19 protein-coding genes are annotated in these 20,250 nt (G+C 64.7%); 14 read left to right on the top strand and 5 right to left on the bottom strand.

Annotation, left to right across the window (positions count from 1 at the left end; all coding sequences use genetic code 11):
• Window positions 1-65: 65 nt before the first annotated feature.
• Window positions 66-1,457 carry a sensor histidine kinase RegB gene (regB, locus tag D5084_RS14680; protein WP_128516253.1) on the bottom strand — a complete coding sequence of 464 codons (1,392 nt, stop codon included), beginning with the start codon at window positions 1,455-1,457 and terminating at the stop codon, window positions 66-68.
• Between the two features lie 96 nt (window positions 1,458-1,553).
• Here regB and D5084_RS14675 point away from each other — a divergent pair, with 96 nt between their 5' ends.
• From D5084_RS14675 to D5084_RS14665, 3 genes are all read left to right on the top strand, one after another.
• Complete coding sequence (locus tag D5084_RS14675) at window positions 1,554-2,180, top strand: SCO family protein (RefSeq protein WP_128516252.1); 627 nt, start codon at window positions 1,554-1,556, stop codon at window positions 2,178-2,180.
• 27 nt (window positions 2,181-2,207) lie between these two features.
• Window positions 2,208-2,762, top strand: a complete 555-nt coding sequence (locus D5084_RS14670) for an ActR/PrrA/RegA family redox response regulator transcription factor (protein ID WP_128516251.1) — start codon at window positions 2,208-2,210, stop codon at window positions 2,760-2,762.
• A gap of 71 nt (window positions 2,763-2,833) precedes the next feature.
• Window positions 2,834-3,148 (top strand): H-NS histone family protein, encoded by a 315-nt coding sequence (locus tag D5084_RS14665; protein WP_128516250.1) that lies wholly within the window; start codon window positions 2,834-2,836, stop codon window positions 3,146-3,148.
• Window positions 3,149-3,251: 103 nt separating this feature from the next.
• On the opposite strand, the gene D5084_RS14660 is transcribed toward D5084_RS14665, so the two are convergent.
• Complete coding sequence (locus tag D5084_RS14660) at window positions 3,252-4,148, bottom strand: LysR family transcriptional regulator (RefSeq protein WP_128516249.1); 897 nt, start codon at window positions 4,146-4,148, stop codon at window positions 3,252-3,254.
• 96 nt (window positions 4,149-4,244) lie between these two features.
• Here D5084_RS14660 and D5084_RS18395 point away from each other — a divergent pair, with 96 nt between their 5' ends.
• Window positions 4,245-4,403: a hypothetical protein gene (locus D5084_RS18395; RefSeq protein ID WP_155523139.1), complete on the top strand. Its 159-nt coding sequence runs from the start codon at window positions 4,245-4,247 to the stop codon at window positions 4,401-4,403.
• Window positions 4,404-4,422: 19 nt separating this feature from the next.
• On the opposite strand, the gene D5084_RS14655 is transcribed toward D5084_RS18395, so the two are convergent.
• Window positions 4,423-5,013 carry an HD domain-containing protein gene (locus D5084_RS14655; RefSeq protein WP_128516248.1) on the bottom strand — a complete coding sequence of 197 codons (591 nt, stop codon included), beginning with the start codon at window positions 5,011-5,013 and terminating at the stop codon, window positions 4,423-4,425.
• The gene (locus D5084_RS14650) at window positions 5,013-5,957 is read right to left on the bottom strand and encodes a glycosyltransferase family 8 protein (RefSeq protein ID WP_162302445.1); all 945 of its coding nucleotides are present in this window, start codon (window positions 5,955-5,957) and stop codon (window positions 5,013-5,015) included. Before D5084_RS14650 ends, D5084_RS14655 begins: the two co-directional genes overlap by 1 nt.
• 127 nt (window positions 5,958-6,084) lie before the next feature.
• On the opposite strand from D5084_RS14650, the gene ahcY reads away from it, so the two are divergent.
• Window positions 6,085-7,479: an adenosylhomocysteinase gene (gene ahcY / locus D5084_RS14645; RefSeq protein WP_128516246.1), complete on the top strand. Its 1,395-nt coding sequence runs from the start codon at window positions 6,085-6,087 to the stop codon at window positions 7,477-7,479.
• 138 nt (window positions 7,480-7,617) lie between these two features.
• Window positions 7,618-7,959: a DUF2853 family protein gene (locus D5084_RS14640; protein WP_128516245.1), complete on the top strand. Its 342-nt coding sequence runs from the start codon at window positions 7,618-7,620 to the stop codon at window positions 7,957-7,959.
• Window positions 7,960-8,358: 399 nt separating this feature from the next.
• Here the strand turns inward: D5084_RS14640 and D5084_RS14635 are convergent, their stop codons facing one another.
• Entirely contained in the window at window positions 8,359-9,252 is an 894-nt protein-coding gene (locus D5084_RS14635; protein WP_128516244.1) for a sugar kinase, read from the bottom strand.
• A gap of 542 nt (window positions 9,253-9,794) precedes the next feature.
• Here D5084_RS14635 and D5084_RS14630 point away from each other — a divergent pair.
• The 8 genes from D5084_RS14630 to gltB all read left to right on the top strand — a co-directional run bounded on the left by D5084_RS14630 (window position 9,795) and on the right by gltB (window position 20,205).
• On the top strand, window positions 9,795-10,574 hold the full coding sequence (locus D5084_RS14630) for an L-fucose dehydrogenase (protein WP_128516243.1): 780 nt from the start codon (window positions 9,795-9,797) through the stop codon (window positions 10,572-10,574).
• A 350-nt stretch (window positions 10,575-10,924) separates the two neighbouring features.
• On the top strand, window positions 10,925-11,143 hold the full coding sequence (locus D5084_RS14625) for a hypothetical protein (protein WP_128516242.1): 219 nt from the start codon (window positions 10,925-10,927) through the stop codon (window positions 11,141-11,143).
• 28 nt (window positions 11,144-11,171) lie between these two features.
• Complete coding sequence (locus tag D5084_RS14620) at window positions 11,172-11,912, top strand: SDR family oxidoreductase (RefSeq protein ID WP_128516241.1); 741 nt, start codon at window positions 11,172-11,174, stop codon at window positions 11,910-11,912.
• Window positions 11,913-11,921: 9 nt separating this feature from the next.
• A complete protein-coding gene (locus tag D5084_RS14615; RefSeq protein WP_128516240.1) occupies window positions 11,922-12,764 on the top strand; it encodes a fumarylacetoacetate hydrolase family protein in 843 nt (280 codons plus the stop codon).
• Between the two features lie 223 nt (window positions 12,765-12,987).
• Window positions 12,988-14,424: an NAD(P)-dependent oxidoreductase gene (locus D5084_RS14610; protein ID WP_128516239.1), complete on the top strand. Its 1,437-nt coding sequence runs from the start codon at window positions 12,988-12,990 to the stop codon at window positions 14,422-14,424.
• A 103-nt stretch (window positions 14,425-14,527) separates the two neighbouring features.
• A complete protein-coding gene (locus tag D5084_RS14605) occupies window positions 14,528-15,223 on the top strand; it encodes a hypothetical protein (protein WP_128516238.1) in 696 nt (231 codons plus the stop codon).
• The gene (locus D5084_RS14600) at window positions 15,213-15,656 is read left to right on the top strand and encodes a GFA family protein (protein ID WP_128516237.1); all 444 of its coding nucleotides are present in this window, start codon (window positions 15,213-15,215) and stop codon (window positions 15,654-15,656) included. Before D5084_RS14605 ends, D5084_RS14600 begins: the two co-directional genes overlap by 11 nt.
• Before the next feature lie 10 nt (window positions 15,657-15,666).
• Window positions 15,667-20,205 (top strand): glutamate synthase large subunit, encoded by a 4,539-nt coding sequence (gltB, locus tag D5084_RS14595; protein ID WP_128516236.1) that lies wholly within the window; start codon window positions 15,667-15,669, stop codon window positions 20,203-20,205.
• Window positions 20,206-20,250: the final 45 nt, after the last annotated feature.

The raw sequence follows: 20,250 nt of genomic DNA, 5'->3' as shown, positions 1-20,250 counted from the left end.
CCGAAAATGGATTCAGCTTGAATGAAAGGTAGACGTGGAAGAGTTAATCGCGGGTTAACCGGCGCCTATCCTGCAATGGGCTGGTTCTCTCCCAGACCGCCGGGCGTGGCCGGGGCGACCAGGTCCTCTGCGTTCCAGACCGCCTCGATCACGGCGCCCGAACGCTCCGGGCGGTCCCTTGGGGCAAGGAACGGGTCCGTCGCATTGGCGAAGGACAGCTCGGCCCCGGACCGTTCCAGCAGCGTCTTGGCGATGAACAGGCCAAGGCCCATGCCCTCATAGCCGGGGCGTTTCTCGGTGTCTGACTCGGTTCGGCGGGCGCGGACGAAGGGATCGCCGATCCGGCCGATCACGCTGGGCGGAAAGCCGTCGCCGTCATCGGTGATGCGGACCACGATGCGCGAGGCGGACCATTCGCCTTCGATCCAGACCCGCGACCGGGCAAAGTCGACGGCGTTCTGGACCAGGTTGCGCAGGCCGTGGATGACGTCGGGGCGGCGCTGGATCAAGGGCTGTTCCGGGCTGCCGTCCTGCATCGGGCCGAAGCTGAAGTCGACCTGCTTGCCCCTGGCAAGATGCGGCTCGGCCGCCTCGCGCAGGACGGCGGACAAGGGGGCCTGGCGCAGGTGGCGGTCGTCCTTCCCGGCGCGGCCCATGTCGCGCAGGATGTCCCGGCAGCGGTCGGCCTGATCGCGGATCAGGCGGGCATCTTCCTGAAGCTCGGGCTGTCCTTCGAGTTCCTCGATCAGTTCGGCGCTGACAAGTTTGATGGTCGCAAGCGGCGTCCCGAGCTCATGCGCCGCCGCGGCGACGACCCCGGCGAGGTCGGTCAGCTTCTGTTCGCGTGCCAGGGCCATCTGGGTTGCCAGAAGCGCCTCGGACATCGAGCGCATCTCGGTGGCGACACGGCGGGAATAGAGGCCGAGGAAGAGGATGCCGATGACGATCGACAGCCAGAAGCCGAAGACGAACAGCGGCGGGATCAGCAGTTCCTGGCCGTCGGCAAAGCGCAGGGGCAGGTGCCAGAACAGGGCCGCCGTGACGATCAGGATCGCCAGTGCGCCCAGGGCGATGGTCGAGCGCAGCCGCAGGACGCTGGCCGAGATGGTGACCGGGGCAAGCACCAGGATCGCGAAGGGATTGGTCAGGCCGCCGGTCAGGAAGATCAGGACGGCCAGCTGGGCAAGGTCGAAGAGGAGGGTCAGGAAGGCCTCGGCTTCCGAGAGGCGGCGGTTTTCGGGAAACAGCGTGACCAGAAGCAGGTTCGCGATCACCGAAGCGCCGACTGCCAGGGTCGCCAGTCCCAGCGGCAGGTCAAGGCCGTAAAGCTGGCTGGCCACCAGAATCGTTGCGACCTGACCGGCAATCGCCATCCAGCGCAGGACGATCAACGTCCTGAGCCGCACCCAGTTCGGCCCAGCGTCCAGGGCCTGATAGTCGGTGGCAAGATGTGCCATGCTGGGTCTGGATATGCCTCTGTCAGGATTGTCCATTGTTAAGGGCGGCCCCATCTGAGATCAATGCGACCCGTCAGAGCAGAGGGAGTGACGCCGATGACCAGACTTTATGCCGGGGTGGCCGCAGTTGCGGTCTTGGCCTTCCTTGGGGCGACGGCCTGGTATGTGCTGGGCAATCGCAAGGACGATGTCTTTGCCGAATGCCGTCAGGGCCAGGTCGCCGGAGGCGATATCGGCGGGCCGTTCACTCTGGTCAATACCTCGGGCGCGACCGTGACGGATGCGGATGTGCTGACCAAGCCGTCGCTGGTCTATTTCGGCTACACCTTCTGCCCCGATGTCTGCCCGCTGGACATGTCCCGCAACGTCGAGGCGGTGGATAAGCTGGACAAGATGGGGATCGACGTGACACCCGTTTTCATCTCGATCGACCCGGAGCGCGATACGCCCGAAGCCCTGCGCGATTATGCGGCGAACATGCACCCGAAACTTGTGGCCCTGACCGGCAGCGCAGAGCAGGTCAAGGCGGCGTCGCAGGCCTACAAGACCTTCTACAAGAGGCGGGACACGGGGGACGAATACTATCTCATGGATCATTCGACCTTCACCTATCTGATGCTTCCGGGCCGGGGTTTTGTGGATTTCTTCCGTCGGGAGATTACTTCTGACCAAATGGCGGAAAGCGTTGCTTGTTTCGTTGAGGCAAGCAAAGCTGCACCGTGACGCCAGTAGCCATTGCAGGATAGTCGCATGACCGAAGACCCATCCGCAGATCTTGGACCGGACCGCAGCCTTCTTCTGGTCGACGATGACGAGCCCTTCGTCAAACGTCTGGCCAAGGCGATGGAAAAACGCGGGTTCCTGCCCGAAACGGCGCAGAGCGTGGCGGAAGGCCGGGCCAAGGCCATCGCGCACCCGCCGGCCTATGCCGTGGTCGACCTGCGGCTGGAGGATGGCAACGGGCTGGAGGTGATCGAGGCCCTGCGCGAAAAGCGCCCGAATTGCCGCGTCGTGGTGCTGACCGGTTACGGGGCGATTGCGACGGCGGTGGCCGCTGTCAAGATCGGCGCCATCGACTATCTGTCAAAGCCGGCCGATGCGAATGACGTGACCAATGCGCTGCTGGCGCGGGGTGGCGCGCTGCCGGAAGTGTCGGAAAATCCGATGTCTGCCGATCGTGTGCGGTGGGAGCACATCCAGCGCGTCTACGAGATGTGCGACCGCAATGTCTCGGAAACCGCGCGCAGGCTTTCTATGCACCGCCGGACGCTGCAGCGGATTCTTGCAAAGCGCAGCCCTAAATGAATTAACCTTTCTTGCGCAAACCGTTCATTCGACCTATTCAAGGCATGTCTTTATCCTAGGAGGATCAGACATTGAACATAGACCTGAATAGCCTTTCCTTGAAAGAGCTGAAGGATTTGCAATCACAGGTAGCAAAGGCGATTTCGGGTTATGTGGATCGCCGCAAGCGCGAAGCATTGGCCGAGCTGGAAGAAAGGGCAAAGGCCATGGGCTTTACCCTGGCCGAACTGACTGGCTTGACCTCTGGTCGCAAACGGTCTCCGTCGGTTGCGAAATACGCAAATCCGGCGAATCCGGCAGATACCTGGTCGGGCCGTGGCCGCAAGCCGCGCTGGTTTACGGAAGCGTTGGCCCAGGGAAAGAAACCCGAGGACATGGCGATCTGAGGCCGGGGCCTTTTGCCTGAGCGGGGCTGCGTCCGGCGCAGATCGTGATGCTGGCCGGCCTTTCGTGAAAACCGGTGCTGACGACCTGCCGGCAAAGGCTGGCTCACCTTGCCGAGCCAAGGCCGATAGAGCCGGACCCGAGCCACTTCAGGAATGACCGCACCGCAGCGCGCTTTGGACCGGGCAGGGTCACGATGAAATAGGCCGGGAGCTTTTCGCGGCTTTCGTGCACGATTCGCAGCCGCCCTTCGCTCACGTCGGATTCGATCAGGGCGACGCTTTCGATCACCAGAGCAAGTCCCTGCCGGGCCGCGGCAATGGCCAGTTCCTCGCTGTTGATGTCGGTCCGGTTCAGCGCTTCGGGGTCCAGCCCAAGCTGGCGCAGGTAGGCGTCCTGTTCCGGCCAGGTCCGGGACAGGATCCAGTCCATGTCGGCCATCTCCCTGATCGACAGGTCAGTCCGGTCACCAAGCAGGCCGGGCGCCCCGGCGATCACCATATGCGCCGAGGTCAGATAGACGCTGTCGACTCCGGGCCAGGCACCCGCGCCATAACGGATGCCAAGATCCATCCGGTCGCGGTGCAGATCGACGACGCGGCTTTCGGGATGCAGGGACAGGCCGATGTCGGGATGCTTCTGCCAGAAGTCCTTAAGCCTTGGCATCAGCCATTGTGCAGCGAAACTTGCGGTCAGAGTGACGCGCACCGGGCGATCCGCCTCGCCCGCCCGCAGGGCTTCAAAACCGCGCTGAAAGGCGGCGAAGCCCTCGCCCAGGGCCTCGGCAAGCTGTTCGCCATCGGCGGTCAGGCCGACCCCCCGACCTTCGCGCTGCACCAGCGGACGGCCCAGATGGTCCTCAAGCGCGCGGACCTGCTGGGCGACGGCGGCATGGGTGACGTTCAGGACCCGCGCCGCCTGGGAAAAGCTGCGCAACTCGGCCGTCGCGGCGAACGCCCGCAGCGCGGTCAGCGAGGGGATGCTGCGCCAGTCGGTTGCCATATGTTAGATCCTCTAACAGGTATGCAATGCTATTGAATCGTATCATGCCGCTTTTCATGTCAAAAGACAGCATCACCAGCCAAAAGGAGAAAGGCCATGTTGAATATATTCGCCGACGCCCTGCTGATCGCAACCCGGCTCGGACGCCTGCCGGAAGATCATCTGCCCCGCCGGGACCTGCGCCGCAGCCCGCGCGAGTTCATGGAGATCAAGGGCCTGAACACCGCAGATCGGATCAGGACCTTCAATCGCTGATGCAGGTCCGCTGTCCCGGTCAATCGCAGGCGGCCAGGAGCCGCGCAACCGATGCCGCATAGTCCGCCCGCACCTCTGCGGGCGGACGAAGTCTGATTTCCAGCCGGTGGATCACCGCAGGCTGCGGCCGACCGAAGAGCTTGTCCGCCTCCGCTTCCTGGAACCCTGCGATCCGCACTGCTTCCAGCCAGGCAGACACCTTGTCCGCCGCCTTGATCGCCTTCTTGATCGGCGCGGGCAGAACCATCGGCAGCCCGAACCGCAGGTGAACTGCCGCCGCGAGACGTTCGTCCAGCGCGCCGTATCCCGGACCCACTGCTGCCTTCACCGGACTTATCATGTCGCCGATCACATATTCCGGCGCGTCGTGCAGCAGGGCAGCCAGTCGCCATTTCGCCGCGATGCCAGGGTTTGACCGGGCGAAGATCTCTTCGACAAGCAGGGAATGTTCGGCCACCGAATAGGGCCAATCCCCGCGGGTCTGGCCGTTCCAGCGTGCAACGAAGGCAAGGCCATGCGCGATGTCCTCGACCTCGATGTCCATCGGAGTGGGGTCCAGCAGGTCCAGCCTTCGCCCGGACAGCATCCTTTGCCACGCGCGCGCAGCCATCACGTCCGGGCCCTGTATGGGTCCGGGAAGCGGGTCAGCATGTCACGAATGATGGCGGTCCCGCGGATGTGGCGAAGGACGATGTTCGACAGATCGCCCAGCGACATCGGCATCGGATTGCAGGGCGGGGCAAGCAGCGGCAGACCCTCGGGAAACAGTGTTTCGCAGAAGTGCCGATAGGCCTGGTTGAAACGCGCTTCGTACACGCCTTTCGAGTCCCGGTCCGGTTTGTTCCGGCCGATGAAATGACGCAGGAAGACCGGATAGCGCCAGGGCATCAACGGGTAGCGGCTGTTGGTCTGCCAGTTCCAGCAGGGGGCAAGCAGGGCGAAATCGCCACGCAGGGCAAGGTTCGTCATGGACTGGTCGGTCAGTACGATGGCCTGCGGATGCGTCTTGCAGATGTCGAAGGATCGCCGTTCGACCTCCTGCTCTGCATAGGCGCGCGTATTGATGAGCTGGAGCCCGGTATTGACGTAGGGATGCGCCGGGAAGCCCGCCAGAACGAATTCGCGCGCATGGAAATTCGGCGTGAAGAAGTAGGGCGCGTCCAGAACTGCGCCGATCGCCCTCTCACCGATGTCGACCTCGAACAGCCGGTTGATGTCGCCGCCTTCGACGAACATGTCGCTGTCCAGATACAGCAGGCGGCGGTAGCGGTCTCCCAGCTCGCGCACGAGGGCCAGCCGATAGACCGGGGCCATGGACCCGACGTAGCGCGCGACTTCGGCGTGCCGAGGCAGGTCGCCGATCCGGTGCAGGATGATGCCTGTCGCGCGGGCCCAGTCGGGCAGCGACAGGTCGTCGCGGCTGGCAATCACGAAGTCGAAGCGGCGGTTCGGATTGTAGTGCGCGATCTTCCACACCATGAACAGCGCAAGATGGTAGTAATTGCGGTCGCAGCAGAACGCGACAGCGCAGTCATGGCGTTGAGTGTCCGGCATGTCTTCCCTTTGCTTGTGCGGCAGACTCTTCACAAAGCCGGGTGCTTGACAAGAGCGCCGCGTTGTCTTGGCGGCCCGCATTTGATATGGCCGCGCCGAACCCAGGATACAGGACGCACAGGACGCCATGGATTACATCGTCAAGGACATCGCTTTGGCCGAGTTCGGTCGCAAGGAACTCACCATCGCCGAGACCGAGATGCCGGGCCTGATGGCCTGTCGCGAGGAGTTTGGCGCGTCGCAGCCGCTGAAGGGCGCGAAGATCGCGGGCTCCTTGCACATGACGATCCAGACCGGCGTGCTGATCGAGACGCTGAAGGCCCTGGGCGCCGATGTCCGCTGGGCGTCCTGCAACATCTTCTCGACCCAGGACCACGCCGCCGCCGCCATCGCGGCCTCGGGCACCCCGGTCTTTGCGATCAAGGGCGAAACGCTGGAGCAATACTGGGATTACACCGACCGCATCTTCCAGTTCGGCGGCGAGGGCGGGACCTGCAACATGATCCTCGACGACGGCGGGGATGCGACGCTCTACATCCTCCTCGGCGCGCGGGTCGAGGCAGGCGAGACCGACCTGATCGCCGTGCCGACCAGCGAGGAAGAGGTCTGCCTGTTCAACCAGATCAGGAAGCGCCTTGCCGCCAGCCCCGGCTGGTTCACCAGGCAGCGCGCCGCGATCAAGGGCGTCTCGGAGGAAACCACCACGGGCGTCCATCGTCTGTATGAGCTGCACAAGAAGGGCCTGCTGCCCTTCCCGGCGATCAACGTCAACGACAGCGTGACGAAGTCGAAGTTCGACAACAAGTACGGCTGCAAGGAAAGCCTTGTCGACGGCATCCGCCGCGCGACCGACACGATGATGGCCGGCAAGGTCGCCGTGGTCTGCGGCTATGGCGACGTGGGCAAGGGCTCGGCCGCCAGCTTGCGCGGTGCGGGCGCGCGGGTGAAAGTGACCGAGATCGACCCGATCTGCGCGCTTCAGGCCGCGATGGACGGATATGAGGTGACGCTGCTGGAGGACGAGGTCGCCACGGCGGACATCTTCATCACCACCACCGGCAACAAGGACGTGATCCGCATCGAGCACATGCGGCAGATGAAGGACATGGCCATCGTCGGCAACATCGGCCACTTCGACAACGAGATCCAGGTCGCGGCCCTGCGGAACCACAAGTGGACGAACATCAAGGACCAGGTGGACATGATCGAGATGCCCTCGGGCAACCGGATCATCCTTCTGTCCGAAGGGCGTCTGTTGAACCTTGGCAATGCCACCGGCCATCCGTCCTTCGTGATGTCGGCCAGCTTCACCAACCAGGTCCTCGCGCAGATCGAGCTCTGGACCAAGGGGCAGGATTACGCCCCCGGCGTCTACATCCTGCCCAAGGCGCTGGACGAGAAAGTGGCGCGCCTGCACCTGAAGAAGATCGGCGTCAAACTGACCGAACTGCGCAAGGATCAGGCCGACTACATCGGCGTCAAGGTCGAAGGCCCGTTCAAGTCGGACCACTACCGCTATTGATCCTGCTTGCCGCAGGCTTTGGCCTGCGGGGAATGCGTGTCGATCTTTCCCGTTGCCGTTTGGCCCGGTTCCCTTAAGCTTCGCCCCGTCTCCGCCCGTGCGTGGCGGAACGGGACAGGTAAAAGGAACGAGGATACCATGGGTAAGAGAGACGAACTCATCGCGAAATACGCGGATGATCTGAGCAACAAATGCAAGATGACGCCGGACATGGCGCTTCTGACCAAGGTCACGATCGGTTGCGGACCTTCGATCTATGACAATGACGCGCAGACGGTCGCTGCCTCGGACAAGGAAGAGCTGGAGCGGATCAAGACCAATTTCCTGATGAAGAAGCTGGGGCTGAAGGACGGGCCAAGCCTGATGGAAGGCATCAACGCCGCCATCGACACCTACGGCAAGTCCGAGCGCAACAAGTATCGTGCGGTGTTCTACTATCTTCTGGTCAAGCATTTCGGCAAGGAGTCGGTTTACGCCTGACGCCCATTCGTCGGGATCTTGCGATGGCCTGTGTCCCTCGGGCGCGGGTCGTTCGCATGAGGTCTGCCGGATTTGACTAAAGACCTTGGCACTCGAGCCTTGCCCGGACCGGGGGATTCGAGGCAAGACGGACAAGTCAGGGCAGGACGCCCGGGACCCTATACAGATCACGCGGTGCTTAGGGGTGTGCGCGTGGGTTGGATGGAGGGTCCCGTAGGGGTGCGGGGCCCTCCATTTCCATTTCGGCGGCACACCGACGCGGTCCCGTTATGCCAAGGCGACTTGTGCCGGCGTGACCTCGACCGTGGACCTTCATGGGCTTGACATCGTGAGCCACCGAAGCGCGCCAAAGGCAAGGGCCGCGACCGCTGCAGAGTTGGTCGGAAGGCAGGTGGCGGGTCAGGTGTCTTCCGTTGCGACGATCGCGCCGGGACGAGAGACCACGATCCGGGCCAGGGCGTGACCGGCGGACAGACAGGCGGTCGTGTCTGCTCCATCGGCCCAGGCCGCAAGGAAGCCGCCGTTGAAACTGTCGCCTGCTGCCGTGGTGTCCACCACACGCGCGGCGGGCGGGAAGTCGAAGGCGGCGACATCCGGATCCAGCGCGACTGGCCCCCTCGCCCCGCGTTTCAGAGCGCCCTGCCGCAGCCCCAGACCGCGCAACCGTTGCAGCACCGCAGCGTCATCGGCGTCCTGGAACAGCGCGATCTCGTCGTCGACCGAGGGGAGAGCGATATCGGTCACGGTCCAGGCCTGTGTTATGACCCGCCGCGCGGTCTGGGCGTCGGGCCAGAGTTTCGGGCGATAGTTCGAGTCGAATGCCACACATTTTCCGCCCTGCCTGAGCGCTGCCAGTCGCGTCAGAAGGGACATGCGCGCTTCGGGCGACAGGATCGCCAGGGTGATGCCGGACAGGTAGATCAGATCGGCGGTGTCCAGCGCAGCAAGGTCTTCGGGCTGCCGGAACAACTGCCGCGCTGCCGAGGCGTCGCGCCAATAGGCAAAGGACCGTTCGCCCCGGTCGTCGGTCTGGACGGTGTAGATGCCGATATTCTGCGCCCTTTCCCGACCGACCGACGTCACGTCAAGCCCTTCCTGTCGGGCGAGGGCCAGGAACCCGGCTGACAGGGGATCGGTGCCGATGCGGGTCAGATAGCCGACGGTTCCGCGCCTCAGCCGCCGCCGACAGTAGACGGCGGTGTTGAAGGTGTCTCCGGCAAAGCCGACCACATATCCGGGCCCGTCACGGCGGATTTCGGCCATGGCTTCGCCGATGCAGAGAATTCGTGTCATACGGTCAGTGCCCTTCTCCGGGCGCTGCCCGTGGCGAGAAGCTGCCGTGGCGCAGGCATGAAGGTCAACAGGGGGCAAGCTTTCACCCGGGTCGAAGTCGGGAAAGATCCTGGTGCTGGTCGGGGTCGGCGGGGATCGTTGCCCCGGCCCTGCAATTCGGCACCAGCCGGGGCCCGCAAGATCTTGCCGAACTGTTCCTGAACGAAGGACACGATGCCATCGGGCCGGTCACGGGGTCCGAGCCTCGGGCCAGGTGGATCGGTGCGGCCGGGTGGCGGCATTGGCGGTGCGGGACGGGAAAGCGGCAAGAGGGGCGTGATCTGAAACGCCCCCGGCGCGGCGCAAGAGGCTGCCCGCAAGGATGCCGGCGCACCATGAAGGCGCGAGTCGCTGCGGAAAGGGATCGACTTCGGCCTTGCCTGGTGGGATGCCTCGAACATGGACTGCCCGGTCGTCGCGGCGGTCCTGCAAGACCGATCGGGAAACCGCTCCGGCCCTTCCCACTGATCAGGGCCGGAGCCTTTGACACTGGGGATATCGCCATGGACCTGGGCCTGAAGGGAAAGATCGTTGTCGTGACCGGAGGAGCCGCCGGAATCGGTGGGGCCATTTCCGAAGACCTTGCGGCGGAAGGGGCCGTGCCGGTCATCTTCGCCCGCCGCGCGCCCGATCCCGAGTGGTTGGCCAGGCTTGGTCCCGACGCCAGCTGGATCGAGGTCGAACTGTCCAGCGACGAGCAATGCCGCAGGGCCGTGGAACAGACCAGGGAACGCTATGGCTCGGTCTACGGTCTGGTGAACAACGCGGGCGTGAATGACGGCATCGGGATCGCGGCCGGTCCGGAGGCCTTTCGCGCGTCGCTGGAACGCAACCTGATCCATTACTACACGCTGGTTCATCTGCTGGCCGATGACCTGAAGGCCTCTGTGGGAGCGATCGTGAACATCAGCTCCAAGACGGCTGTCACCGGGCAGGGCAACACCTCGGCCTATGTCGCGGCCAAGGCGGCGCAGCTGGGCCTGACGCGGGAATGGGCGGCAGCCTTCGCGCCGCATGGGGTTCGGGTGAACGCTGTCCTTCCCGCCGAGGTGATGACCCCGCTTTACGACCGCTGGATCCGCAGCTTCGACGACCCGGATGCCAAGCTGGCGGAAATCACCGCCCGGATTCCCCTGGGCCAGCGCATGACCGACGCGGCCGAGATCGCTGCGATGACGGTCTTTGCCCTGTCGGAGCGGGCGCGTCACCTGACAGGGCAGTGGCTGTTCGTGGACGGCGGCTATACCCACCTGGACCGCGCCCTTGCGGGCGTGGGCAGGTGAAGGCCGACCGGATCGGGCTGTCGCCGGGGTACGCCCTTGCGCTGCGACAGCCATATCCCTGATGGGGCGACCCCGGCGAGTGCTGCCGGGGGCGACACGGTAGCAGGGCACCGTGGCTGGTGACTCCGGGTGCGCGCCCATTGGTCTTCACGACCGGCTGTGGCTTGGCTTCGGGTGACAAGCCGGGTCACTGCAACAAGGTTGCGACGAGGTTGGAAATGGTCTTGAAGTTGTCCCAGGACTGGACCGCAACGCGGGCGACGCGCTTTCCTGCGTCACCCCGGGAGACAGGAGCCGGGAGATGGCCGCGCTTTTCATCCGCGTCGCCGCAGGCAGGATCGCCAGCTCCGATGCTCGGTGCCCTGGCAGTTCCGGGCGGTGAGGTGATGCAGCGGACGGTGATGACGATCGGGCTGCGTGGCGAAGGCTTCCTGTCTGCAACCCGGGACCGTCACGGCACGGACCTTGTCGCGGACGCTGCCAGCGCAGCCGATCCGGTGACGCAGAATTGGCGGTCCGTGACGAACCCGTGCCAGATGTCGCTGGACAACCGCAAGCCCGGAAAATGATGGGCGACAATGGAGGAGATTTTCCATCTTGACTGAACGTTTGAAGGGAAAGCGCGCGCTGGTCACAGCGGCCGGTCAGGGGATCGGGCGAGCCAGTGCGATTGCCATGGCGCGCGAGGGTGCGCAGGTGCTGGCCACCGACATCAACGCCGCAGCGCTGGACAGTCTGAAGGAATACGGCATCGAGACCCGCCTGCTGAACGTCCGCGATCCTTCAGAGATCGCTGCGACAGTCTCGGCCGCGGGTCGGGTGGACATCCTGTTCAACTGCGCGGGTTTCGTCGCCAACGGGACCATCCTTGACTGCGACGAAGAGCAATGGGCGTTCAGCGTCGATCTGAACATGACGGCGATGTACCGGATGTGCCGCGCCTTCCTGCCCGGAATGCTGGCGCAGGGGGGCGGGTCGATCATCAACATGGCCTCGGTCGCCTCTTCGGTGATCGCGGCCCCCAACCGGTTCGCCTATGGCGCCACGAAGGCAGGGGTCATCGGGCTGACGAAGTCCATCGCGGCCGATTTCGTGGCGAAGGGCATCCGCTGCAACGCGATCTGCCCCGGCACGGTGGAAAGCCCGTCTCTGGAGGAACGTCTGCGCGCAACGGGAGATTATGATGCCGCCCGTGCGGCCTTTGTCGCCCGCCAGCCCATCGGCCGGATCGGCCAGCCGGAAGAAATCGCGGCGCTGGTGGTTTACCTTGCCTCTGACGAGTCGTCTTATACCACGGGCGTCGCGCATGTGATCGACGGCGGCTGGACCAATATCTGAGGAACTGAGATGAAGCTTTTGCGTCACGGGGCTGCGGGTGCCGAGAAGCCCGGATTTCTTCACACCGACGGCACGATCCGTGACCTGTCAGGTCTGGTGCCGGACATTGCGGGTGCGGTTCTGTCCGACCCCGGCCTGGCCATGCTTGGCGGCGTGAAGGCCGATGCGCTGCCGGTCGTGCCCGAGGGCACCCGACTTGGCCCCTGCGTCGCCGGGACCGGCAAGTTCATCTGCATTGGCCTGAACTATGCCGACCATGCCGCCGAAAGCGGGATGCAGGTTCCGCCCGAGCCGGTGATCTTCATGAAGGCGACCAGCGCGATCTGCGGGCCGAACGATCCGATCATCATCCCGCGCGGCTCGGTCAAGACCGACTGGGAGGTTGAACTGGCCGTCATCATCGGCTCGCGGGCGAAATATGTCTCGGAGGCGGAGGCGCTGTCTTGCGTCGCGGGCTATGCCGTCGCCAATGACGTCAGCGAACGCGCCTTCCAGACCGAACGCGCCGGCCAATGGACGAAGGGCAAAAGCTGCGACAACTTCGGCCAGCTTGGCCCCTGGCTGGTCACGCGGGACGAGATCGCCGATCCCCAGGCGCTGGACATGTGGCTGACGGTGAACGGCGAGACGATGCAGAAGGGCTCGACCCGGACCATGGTCTATGGGGTTGCCCATGTGGTCAGCTACCTGTCGCAGTTCATGACGCTGCACCCCGGCGACGTCATTTCGACCGGCACCCCGCCGGGCGTGGGCATGGGCCGGAAGCCGCCGCGCTACCTGAAGGCCGGGGATGTCGTGGAACTGGGCATCGCGGGACTTGGCCAGCAGAGACAGGACGTCATCGCCGACTGAGCCGCAGCCCCTGCGCGTCACCGTCCTGAGGGGCGCGCGGGGCGGATTCGGGGGTGCAGTTTGGCATATAGGTAAGTAATGTTGACCTTAAATAGGCAACAGAGGTCACAAATTCTGCCGCTTCTCCAGAAAAACCTGCATATAGGTCAGTCATATTGACTTTTATTGCCTGTCGATCCACGATATCCAGCAGGCCCGAAGGATTCCGGTGAAGGGCGCAGCGATGGCCACGCAGAAGATGCTGAAATTCGTCACGGTCGGCAAAGAGATGCCGGAAAAACGTGATGCATCCTCGCGCGCGCAGGATTTCCACGAGATTTACCGGGAGTTCGCGGACAGGAAGGCCGCCGAACAGGCCAGCCGGTGCAGCCAGTGCGGCGTGCCCTATTGCCAGTCGCATTGCCCCCTGCACAACAACATCCCCGACTGGTTGAAGCTGACGGCGGAGGGCCGATTGCAAGAGGCCTATGAGCTGAGCCAGGCCACCAACACCTTCCCCGAGATCTGCGGCCGCATCTGCCCTCAGGACCGCCTCTGCGAAGGCAACTGCGTGATCGAGCAGTCGGGCCATGGCACGGTGACGATCGGCGCGGTGGAGAAATACATCACCGACACCGCCTGGGAGGAAGGCTGGGTCAAGCCGATCCGCCCCCGTGCCGAACGCCCCGAAAGCGTGGGGATCATCGGCGCGGGGCCGGGCGGACTTGCCGCGGCGGATCTGCTGCGGCGGCAGGGCGTGCAGGTCACGGTCTATGACCGCTATGACCGGGCGGGCGGGCTGATGACCTATGGCATCCCCGGCTTCAAGCTGGAGAAGGACGTGGTGGAACGCCGCAACGCTCAGCTGGCGGATGGGGGCGTGAACTTCGTCTTGAACTGCAACGTGGGCGAGGACATCACCTTCGACGCGATCCGGGGGCAGCACGATGCAGTGCTGATCGCGACGGGCGTCTACAAGGCGCGTGACATCGAGGCTCCGGGCGTGGGCGCCAAGGGGATCGTGAAGGCGCTGGATTACCTGACGGCGTCGAACAGGCACGGGTTTGGCGACGAGGTGCCGGAGTATGACAGCGGCGAGCTGAACGCCAGCGGCAAGCGGGTCGTGGTGATCGGCGGCGGCGACACGGCGATGGACTGCGTGCGCACGGCGATCCGGCAGGGAGCGCTGTCGGTGAAGTGCCTCTATCGCCGCGACCGGGCGAACATGCCGGGGTCGCAGCGCGAAGTGGCGAACGCCGAAGAGGAAGGCGTTGAATTCGTGTGGCTTTCGGCCCCCAAAGGGTTCACCGGCGGCACCGAGGTCGAGGGCGTGATGGTGCAGAAGATGCGCCTTGGCCCAGCGGATGCGACGGGGCGGCAAACGCCCGAAGTGATCGAGGGCGCCGATTATGTGGAACCCGCCGATCTGGTGATCCAGGCGCTGGGGTTCGAGCCGGAGGATCTGCCGACGCTCTGGGGCGTGCCCGAGCTGAAGGTGACCCGCTGGGGCACGATCAAGGCCGATTTCCGCACGCATGAAACCAGCCTGCCTGGCGTCTATGCGGCGGGCGACATCGTGCGTGGGGCGTCTCTGGTCGTCTGGGCCATCCGCGACGGGCGCGAGGCGGCAGAGGCGATCCTGGGGTATCTGGCCCAGACCGGGGCGGTGGCGGCGGAGTAGGCTGCGCCGCGTATTCGATGCACAGTCATGCCATGCATGCGCGCGCAGGGTGCAGGGAAACTCAAATGTCAGGATGTGTGACCTGATCCAAGGTGAAACGGCGATGCGGAAGTTCCTGATCCTAGCCTGCCTGACCGCTCTGCCCGCCCCCGCGCTGGCCGGGACCTGGACGGCGCCAGAGGGCTGCGAGGTCTTCATGACGGTGCAGTCCAAGGCCTGCCGGGTGTCGCACTACTATCGCTGCCAGGGCGATGCTCCGGGCGATCAGTGGCGGGTGGACATCGACCAGGAGGGGCCGTTCTTCTATTCGCGGATCGATGCCGAGGGCCAATGGCTTGAAAGCTATGATCCGATCAAGCAGGTGCTTGACCCCGGCCCGGCCGATCCTGCCAGCCTGACGGAACTGATCGCCGAGGGCATGGATACCTGGAGCTTCAGCCTGTCGAAGGCCGACGGGACGGGAAGCCGCGCCGAAGGCTATGACCGCCTGACCGGCAAGACTGTCCTGATCGACGGGATCACGCTGAGCCAGACCGAGGTCGATTTCACCGAATACGACCGGTCCGGCAATGTCCTGCGCCGGTCGAAGGGCAACGAATATGTCCACCCCGAATGGCGGCTGTTCTTCGCCGGGCCGGGGGAAACCGACCTCGGCGATGGCCAGTGGCTGCCGATCGACGGCTCTCCCGTGCAGTTCATCTTTCCGGGGGAAGAGGGGTTCCTGTCGAGCCAGCCGCTGTTCGACTGCGACGCGCTGACGGCGGAGCTTCCGGTCTGGAGGGTTGCCCATGAACCTTGAGCGGACAGGCGGCTGTCTCTGCGGCGCGGTGCGGTTCAAGGCATCGCTGACGGGGACGAATTTCGGCGTCTGCCATTGCCCGATGTGCCGGAAGTGGACGGGCTCGGCGCTCTTGGGGATCACGGTGCCACGGGAGAAAGTGGAGTGGACGGGCTTGGATCATGTGGCCAAGCGCCAGTCCTCGGCCTGGGGCGAGCGGGCCTGGTGCGCCGAATGCGGCTCGTCCCTGTGGTTCCGGGTGACCGTGGACGGGCCCTATGCGGGCAACCTGGAACTGCCGGTGGGCCTGTTCGACGATGCGAACGGGCTGACCATGACCAACGAGATCTACATCGACCAAAAGCCCGACAGCTATGCTTTTGCAGGCGAGGGTCGCAACGTTTTGACGCGCGCGCAGTGTGTGGAAAAATTCCCGCTACTGGCCAGTGAGTGAGGGGCAAGCCATGACGAAATACGATGCCGCCTGGGTGAAGGCCGAGGAAGAAAAGCGCGCCTGGCTGGATGCGAACGGGCTTTACCGGGCCGAGGATGAGCATTCGTCCTGCGGCGTGGGACTGGTGGTTTCCATCAGCGGCAAGCCGTCGCGCAAGGTGGTGGAGAACGGCATCAACGCGCTGAAGGCGGTCTGGCATCGCGGCGCGGTGGATGCGGATGGGAAGACCGGCGACGGGGCGGGGATCCATGTGCAGATCCCGGTCAGGTTCTTCTATGACCAGGTGCGCCGGACGGGGCATGAGCCCGACACGCAGAAGCTGATCGCCGTGGGGCAGGTGTTCCTGCCGCGGACGGACTTCGGTGCTCAAGAGCGGTGCAGGACCATCGTGGAATCCGAAGTCCTGCGGATGGGGCATTACATCTACGGCTGGCGGCATGTGCCGGTGGATGTGAGCGTGCTGGGCGAGAAGGCCAATGCGACCCGGCCCGAGATCGAGCAGATCCTGATCCGCTGCGAAAAGGACATCGACCAGGAGCAGTTCGAGCGCGAGCTCTACATCATCCGCCGCCGGATCGAGAAGGCGGCGACGGCGGCGGGCATCCAGGGGATGTATCTGTGCAGCCTGTCCTGCCGGTCGATCATCTACAAGGGGATGATGCTGGCCGAGCAGGTGGCGACCTTCTACCCCGACCTGATGGACGAGCGGTTCGAAAGCGCCTTCGCGATCTATCACCAGCGTTACAGCACCAACACCTTCCCGCAGTGGTGGCTGGCCCAGCCGTTCCGGATGCTGGCGCACAACGGCGAGATCAACACGCTGAAGGGCAACATCAACTGGATGAAGTCCCATGAAATCCGCATGGCGTCGAACAACTTCGGCGAGGCGGCCGAGGACATCAAGCCGATCATTCCGGGGGGAACGTCTGACTCGGGCGCGCTGGATGCGGTGTTCGAGGTGCTGGTGCGTTCGGGGCGGTCGGCCCCCATGGCCAAGACCATGCTGGTGCCCGAGGCCTGGTCGAAGCAGACGGTGAACATGCCCAAGGCCTGGGCGGATATGTATTCCTACTGCAACTCGGTGATCGAGCCCTGGGACGGCCCCGCCGCGCTTGCCATGACCGATGGGCGCTGGGTCTGCGGGGGCCTCGACCGGAACGGTCTGCGCCCGATGCGCTATGTCATCACCGGCGACGGGATGCTGATCGCGGGGTCCGAGGCCGGGATGGTTCCGGTCGACGAAAGCACCGTGCGCGAGAAGGGCGCGCTGGGGCCGGGGCAGATGATCGCGGTCGACATGGTGGAGGGCAAGCTCTACCACGACACCGAGATGAAAGACAAACTGGCCGCCGCCCAGCCCTATGGCGAGTGGATCGAGAAGGTCGTCGATCTGAACAGCCTGCTGCGCGACGTCCCCGAGACGCAGACCTATGCCGGCGCCGAGCTGCGCAAGCGCCAGATCGCCGCGGGGTTCACCATCGAGGAGCTGGAGCAGGTCCTGGCCCCGATGGCCGAGGACGGCAAGGAAATGGTCGCCTCGATGGGCGATGACACGCCGCCGGCGGTGCTGTCGTCGGTCTACCGGCCGCTGAGCCATTACTTCCGCCAGAACTTCAGCCAGGTGACGAACCCGCCGATCGACTCCTTGCGCGAAGGCCGGGTGATGTCGCTCAAGACCCGGTTCGGCAACCTGAAGAACGTGCTGGACGAAAGCTCCAGCCAGACGGAAATCCTGGTGCTGGAAAGCCCCTTCATCGCCAACCGCGAGTTCGAGGTGATGGTCGAACGCTTCGGCGACCAGGTGGCCTTCATCGACTGCACCTTCCCGGTGGGCGAGGGGCTGGACGACCTGCGGCAGGGGCTGGAGCGCATCCGGGCCGAGGCCGAGGATGCCGTGCGCTCGGGGGCCGGGCAGCTGGTGCTGACGGACGAACACCAGGGGCCGGAGAAGGTGGGGATGCCGATGATCCTGGCCACTTCGGCGGTGCATTCCTGGCTGACGCGCAAGGGGCTGCGCACCTTCTGTTCGGTCAACGTGCGGTCGGCGGAATGCATCGACCCGCATTATTTCGCCGTGCTGATCGGCTGCGGGGCGACCACGGTGAACCCTTACCTCGCGCAGGACAGCATCGCCGACCGGATCGAGCGCGGCCTTCTCGACGGCCCGCTGACCGAGGCGATGCGGCGCTATCGGGATGCCATCGACGCAGGGTTGTTGAAGATCATGTCGAAGATGGGGATCAGCGTGATCTCCAGCTATCGCGGGGGGTTGAACTTCGAGGCGGTGGGTCTGTCCCGCGCGATGGTGGCCGAGTATTTCCCGGGGATGCAGTCGCGCATCTCGGGCATCGGTCTGACCGGGATCGAGCAGAAGCTGGAGGAAGTGCACCGCAGGGGCTGGCTTGGCGGCGCGGATGTGCTGCCCATCGGCGGCTTCTACAAGGCGCGGCGCACGGGCGAAAAGCACGCCTGGGAGGCGCAGACGATGCACATGCTGCAATCGGCCTGCGACCGGGCGTCCTATGACATCTGGAAGCAATATTCAGCCGCGATGCGGGCCAATCCCCCGATCCATCTGCGCGACCTTCTGGACATCAAGCCGCTGGGCAAGCCGGTGCCGATCGAGGAGGTGGAATCGATCACCTCGATCCGCAAGCGCTTTGTGACGCCCGGCATGTCGCTGGGGGCGCTGAGCCCGGAGGCGCACAAGACGCTGAACGTGGCGATGAACCGGATCGGGGCGAAGTCGGACTCGGGCGAAGGTGGCGAGGATCCGGCGCATTTCACGCCGGAGCCGAACGGGGACAACCCCTCGGCCAAGATCAAGCAGGTGGCCAGTGGCCGGTTCGGCGTGACGGCGGAATACCTGAATGCCTGCGAAGAGCTGGAGATCAAGGTCGCGCAAGGGGCAAAGCCCGGCGAGGGCGGCCAGCTTCCGGGGATGAAGGTCACGGCGCTGATCGCCCGGTTGCGCCATTCGACGCCGGGGGTGACACTGATTTCTCCGCCGCCGCACCACGACATCTATTCGATCGAGGACCTGGCGCAGCTGATCTACGATCTGAAGCAGATCAACCCGCGCGCGAAGGTCTGCGTCAAGCTGGTGTCGTCCAGCGGCGTGGGGACCATTGCGGCGGGCGTGGCGAAGGCCAAGGCGGATGTGATCCTGATCTCGGGCCACAACGGCGGGACGGGGGCTTCGCCTGCGACCAGCATCAAATACGCGGGTCTGCCGTGGGAAATGGGCCTGACCGAGGCGCATCAGGTGCTGGCGATGAACAACTTGCGCGAGCGGGTGACGCTGCGCACCGACGGGGGGCTGCGGACCGGCCGGGATATCGTGATGGCGGCGATGATGGGGGCCGAGGAATACGGCATCGGCACCGCCGCGCTGATCGCGATGGGCTGCATCATGGTGCGCCAGTGCCAGTCGAACACCTGCCCGGTGGGCGTCTGCACTCAGGACGAACGCCTGCGCGCCAAGTTCACGGGCACGGCGGACAAGGTGGTGAACCTGATCACCTTCTATGCTCAGGAGGTGCGGGAAATCCTTGCGTCGATTGGCGCTCGGAGCATGGACGAGATCATCGGGCGGGCGGATCTCTTGACCCAGGTCAGCCGGGGGGCCGCGAACCTGGACGATCTGGACCTGAACCCGCTGCTCATCACCGTGGATGGCGCGCGGTCGATCACCTATGACCGGACGAAGCCGCGCAATGCGGTGCCCGACACGCTGGATGCCGAGATCATCCGCGACGGCGCGCGCTTCTTCGAGGATGGCGAGAAGATGCAGCTCAGCTACGCCGTGCGCAACACGCACCGCACCATCGGCACGCGGGCGTCGAGCCATATCGTCAAGAAGTTCGGGATGCGGAACGCCTTGCAGCCCGACCATCTGACGGTGAAGCTGACGGGGTCCTGCGGGCAGTCGCTGGGCGCCTTCGCGGTGCGGGGTCTGAAGCTGGAAGTGCAGGGCGACGCCAACGACTATGTCGGCAAGGGCCTGTCCGGCGGCACGATCACCGTGCGGCCGATGATGTCTTCGCCCTTGAAGGCCGAGGAGAACACGATCATCGGCAACACGGTGCTATATGGCGCGACGGACGGGTTCCTGTTCGCCTCGGGTCGCGCCGGAGAGCGGTTCGCGGTGCGCAACTCGGGCGCGCATGTGGTCGTTGAAGGCTGCGGCTCGAACGGCTGCGAATACATGACCGGCGGGGTGGCGGTGATCCTGGGCCGGATCGGCGCCAACTTCGGGGCGGGGATGACGGGCGGGATGGCCTATGTCTACGACCCCGACGGCGTGGCCGAGGACTTCATGAACCTCGAGTCGATCCTGACCTGCGCCGTGGGCCATCCGCACTGGGAGATGCAGCTGAAGGGCCTGATTGCCCGGCATCTGGAGGAGACGGGAAGCCGCATCGCAGAACGTATCCTGGGCAACTGGGACCGCGAGCGGCGGAACTTCCTTCAGGTCTGCCCGAAAGAGATGGTGGAACGCCTGCCCTATCCGCTGTCGGACGAAGTGGCGAAGGTTCCGGCAGAGTGATTCCTGAGCGCCCGGCCCCGCCAGGTCGGGCGCAGCTTGTTGCGG

Source organism: Tabrizicola thermarum (assembly GCF_003574395.1).
Lineage (GTDB): Bacteria > Pseudomonadota > Alphaproteobacteria > Rhodobacterales > Rhodobacteraceae > Tabrizicola > Tabrizicola thermarum.
The sequence above is the reverse complement of the archived record's forward strand: the minus strand, read 5'-3'. Positions and strand labels throughout refer to the sequence as shown.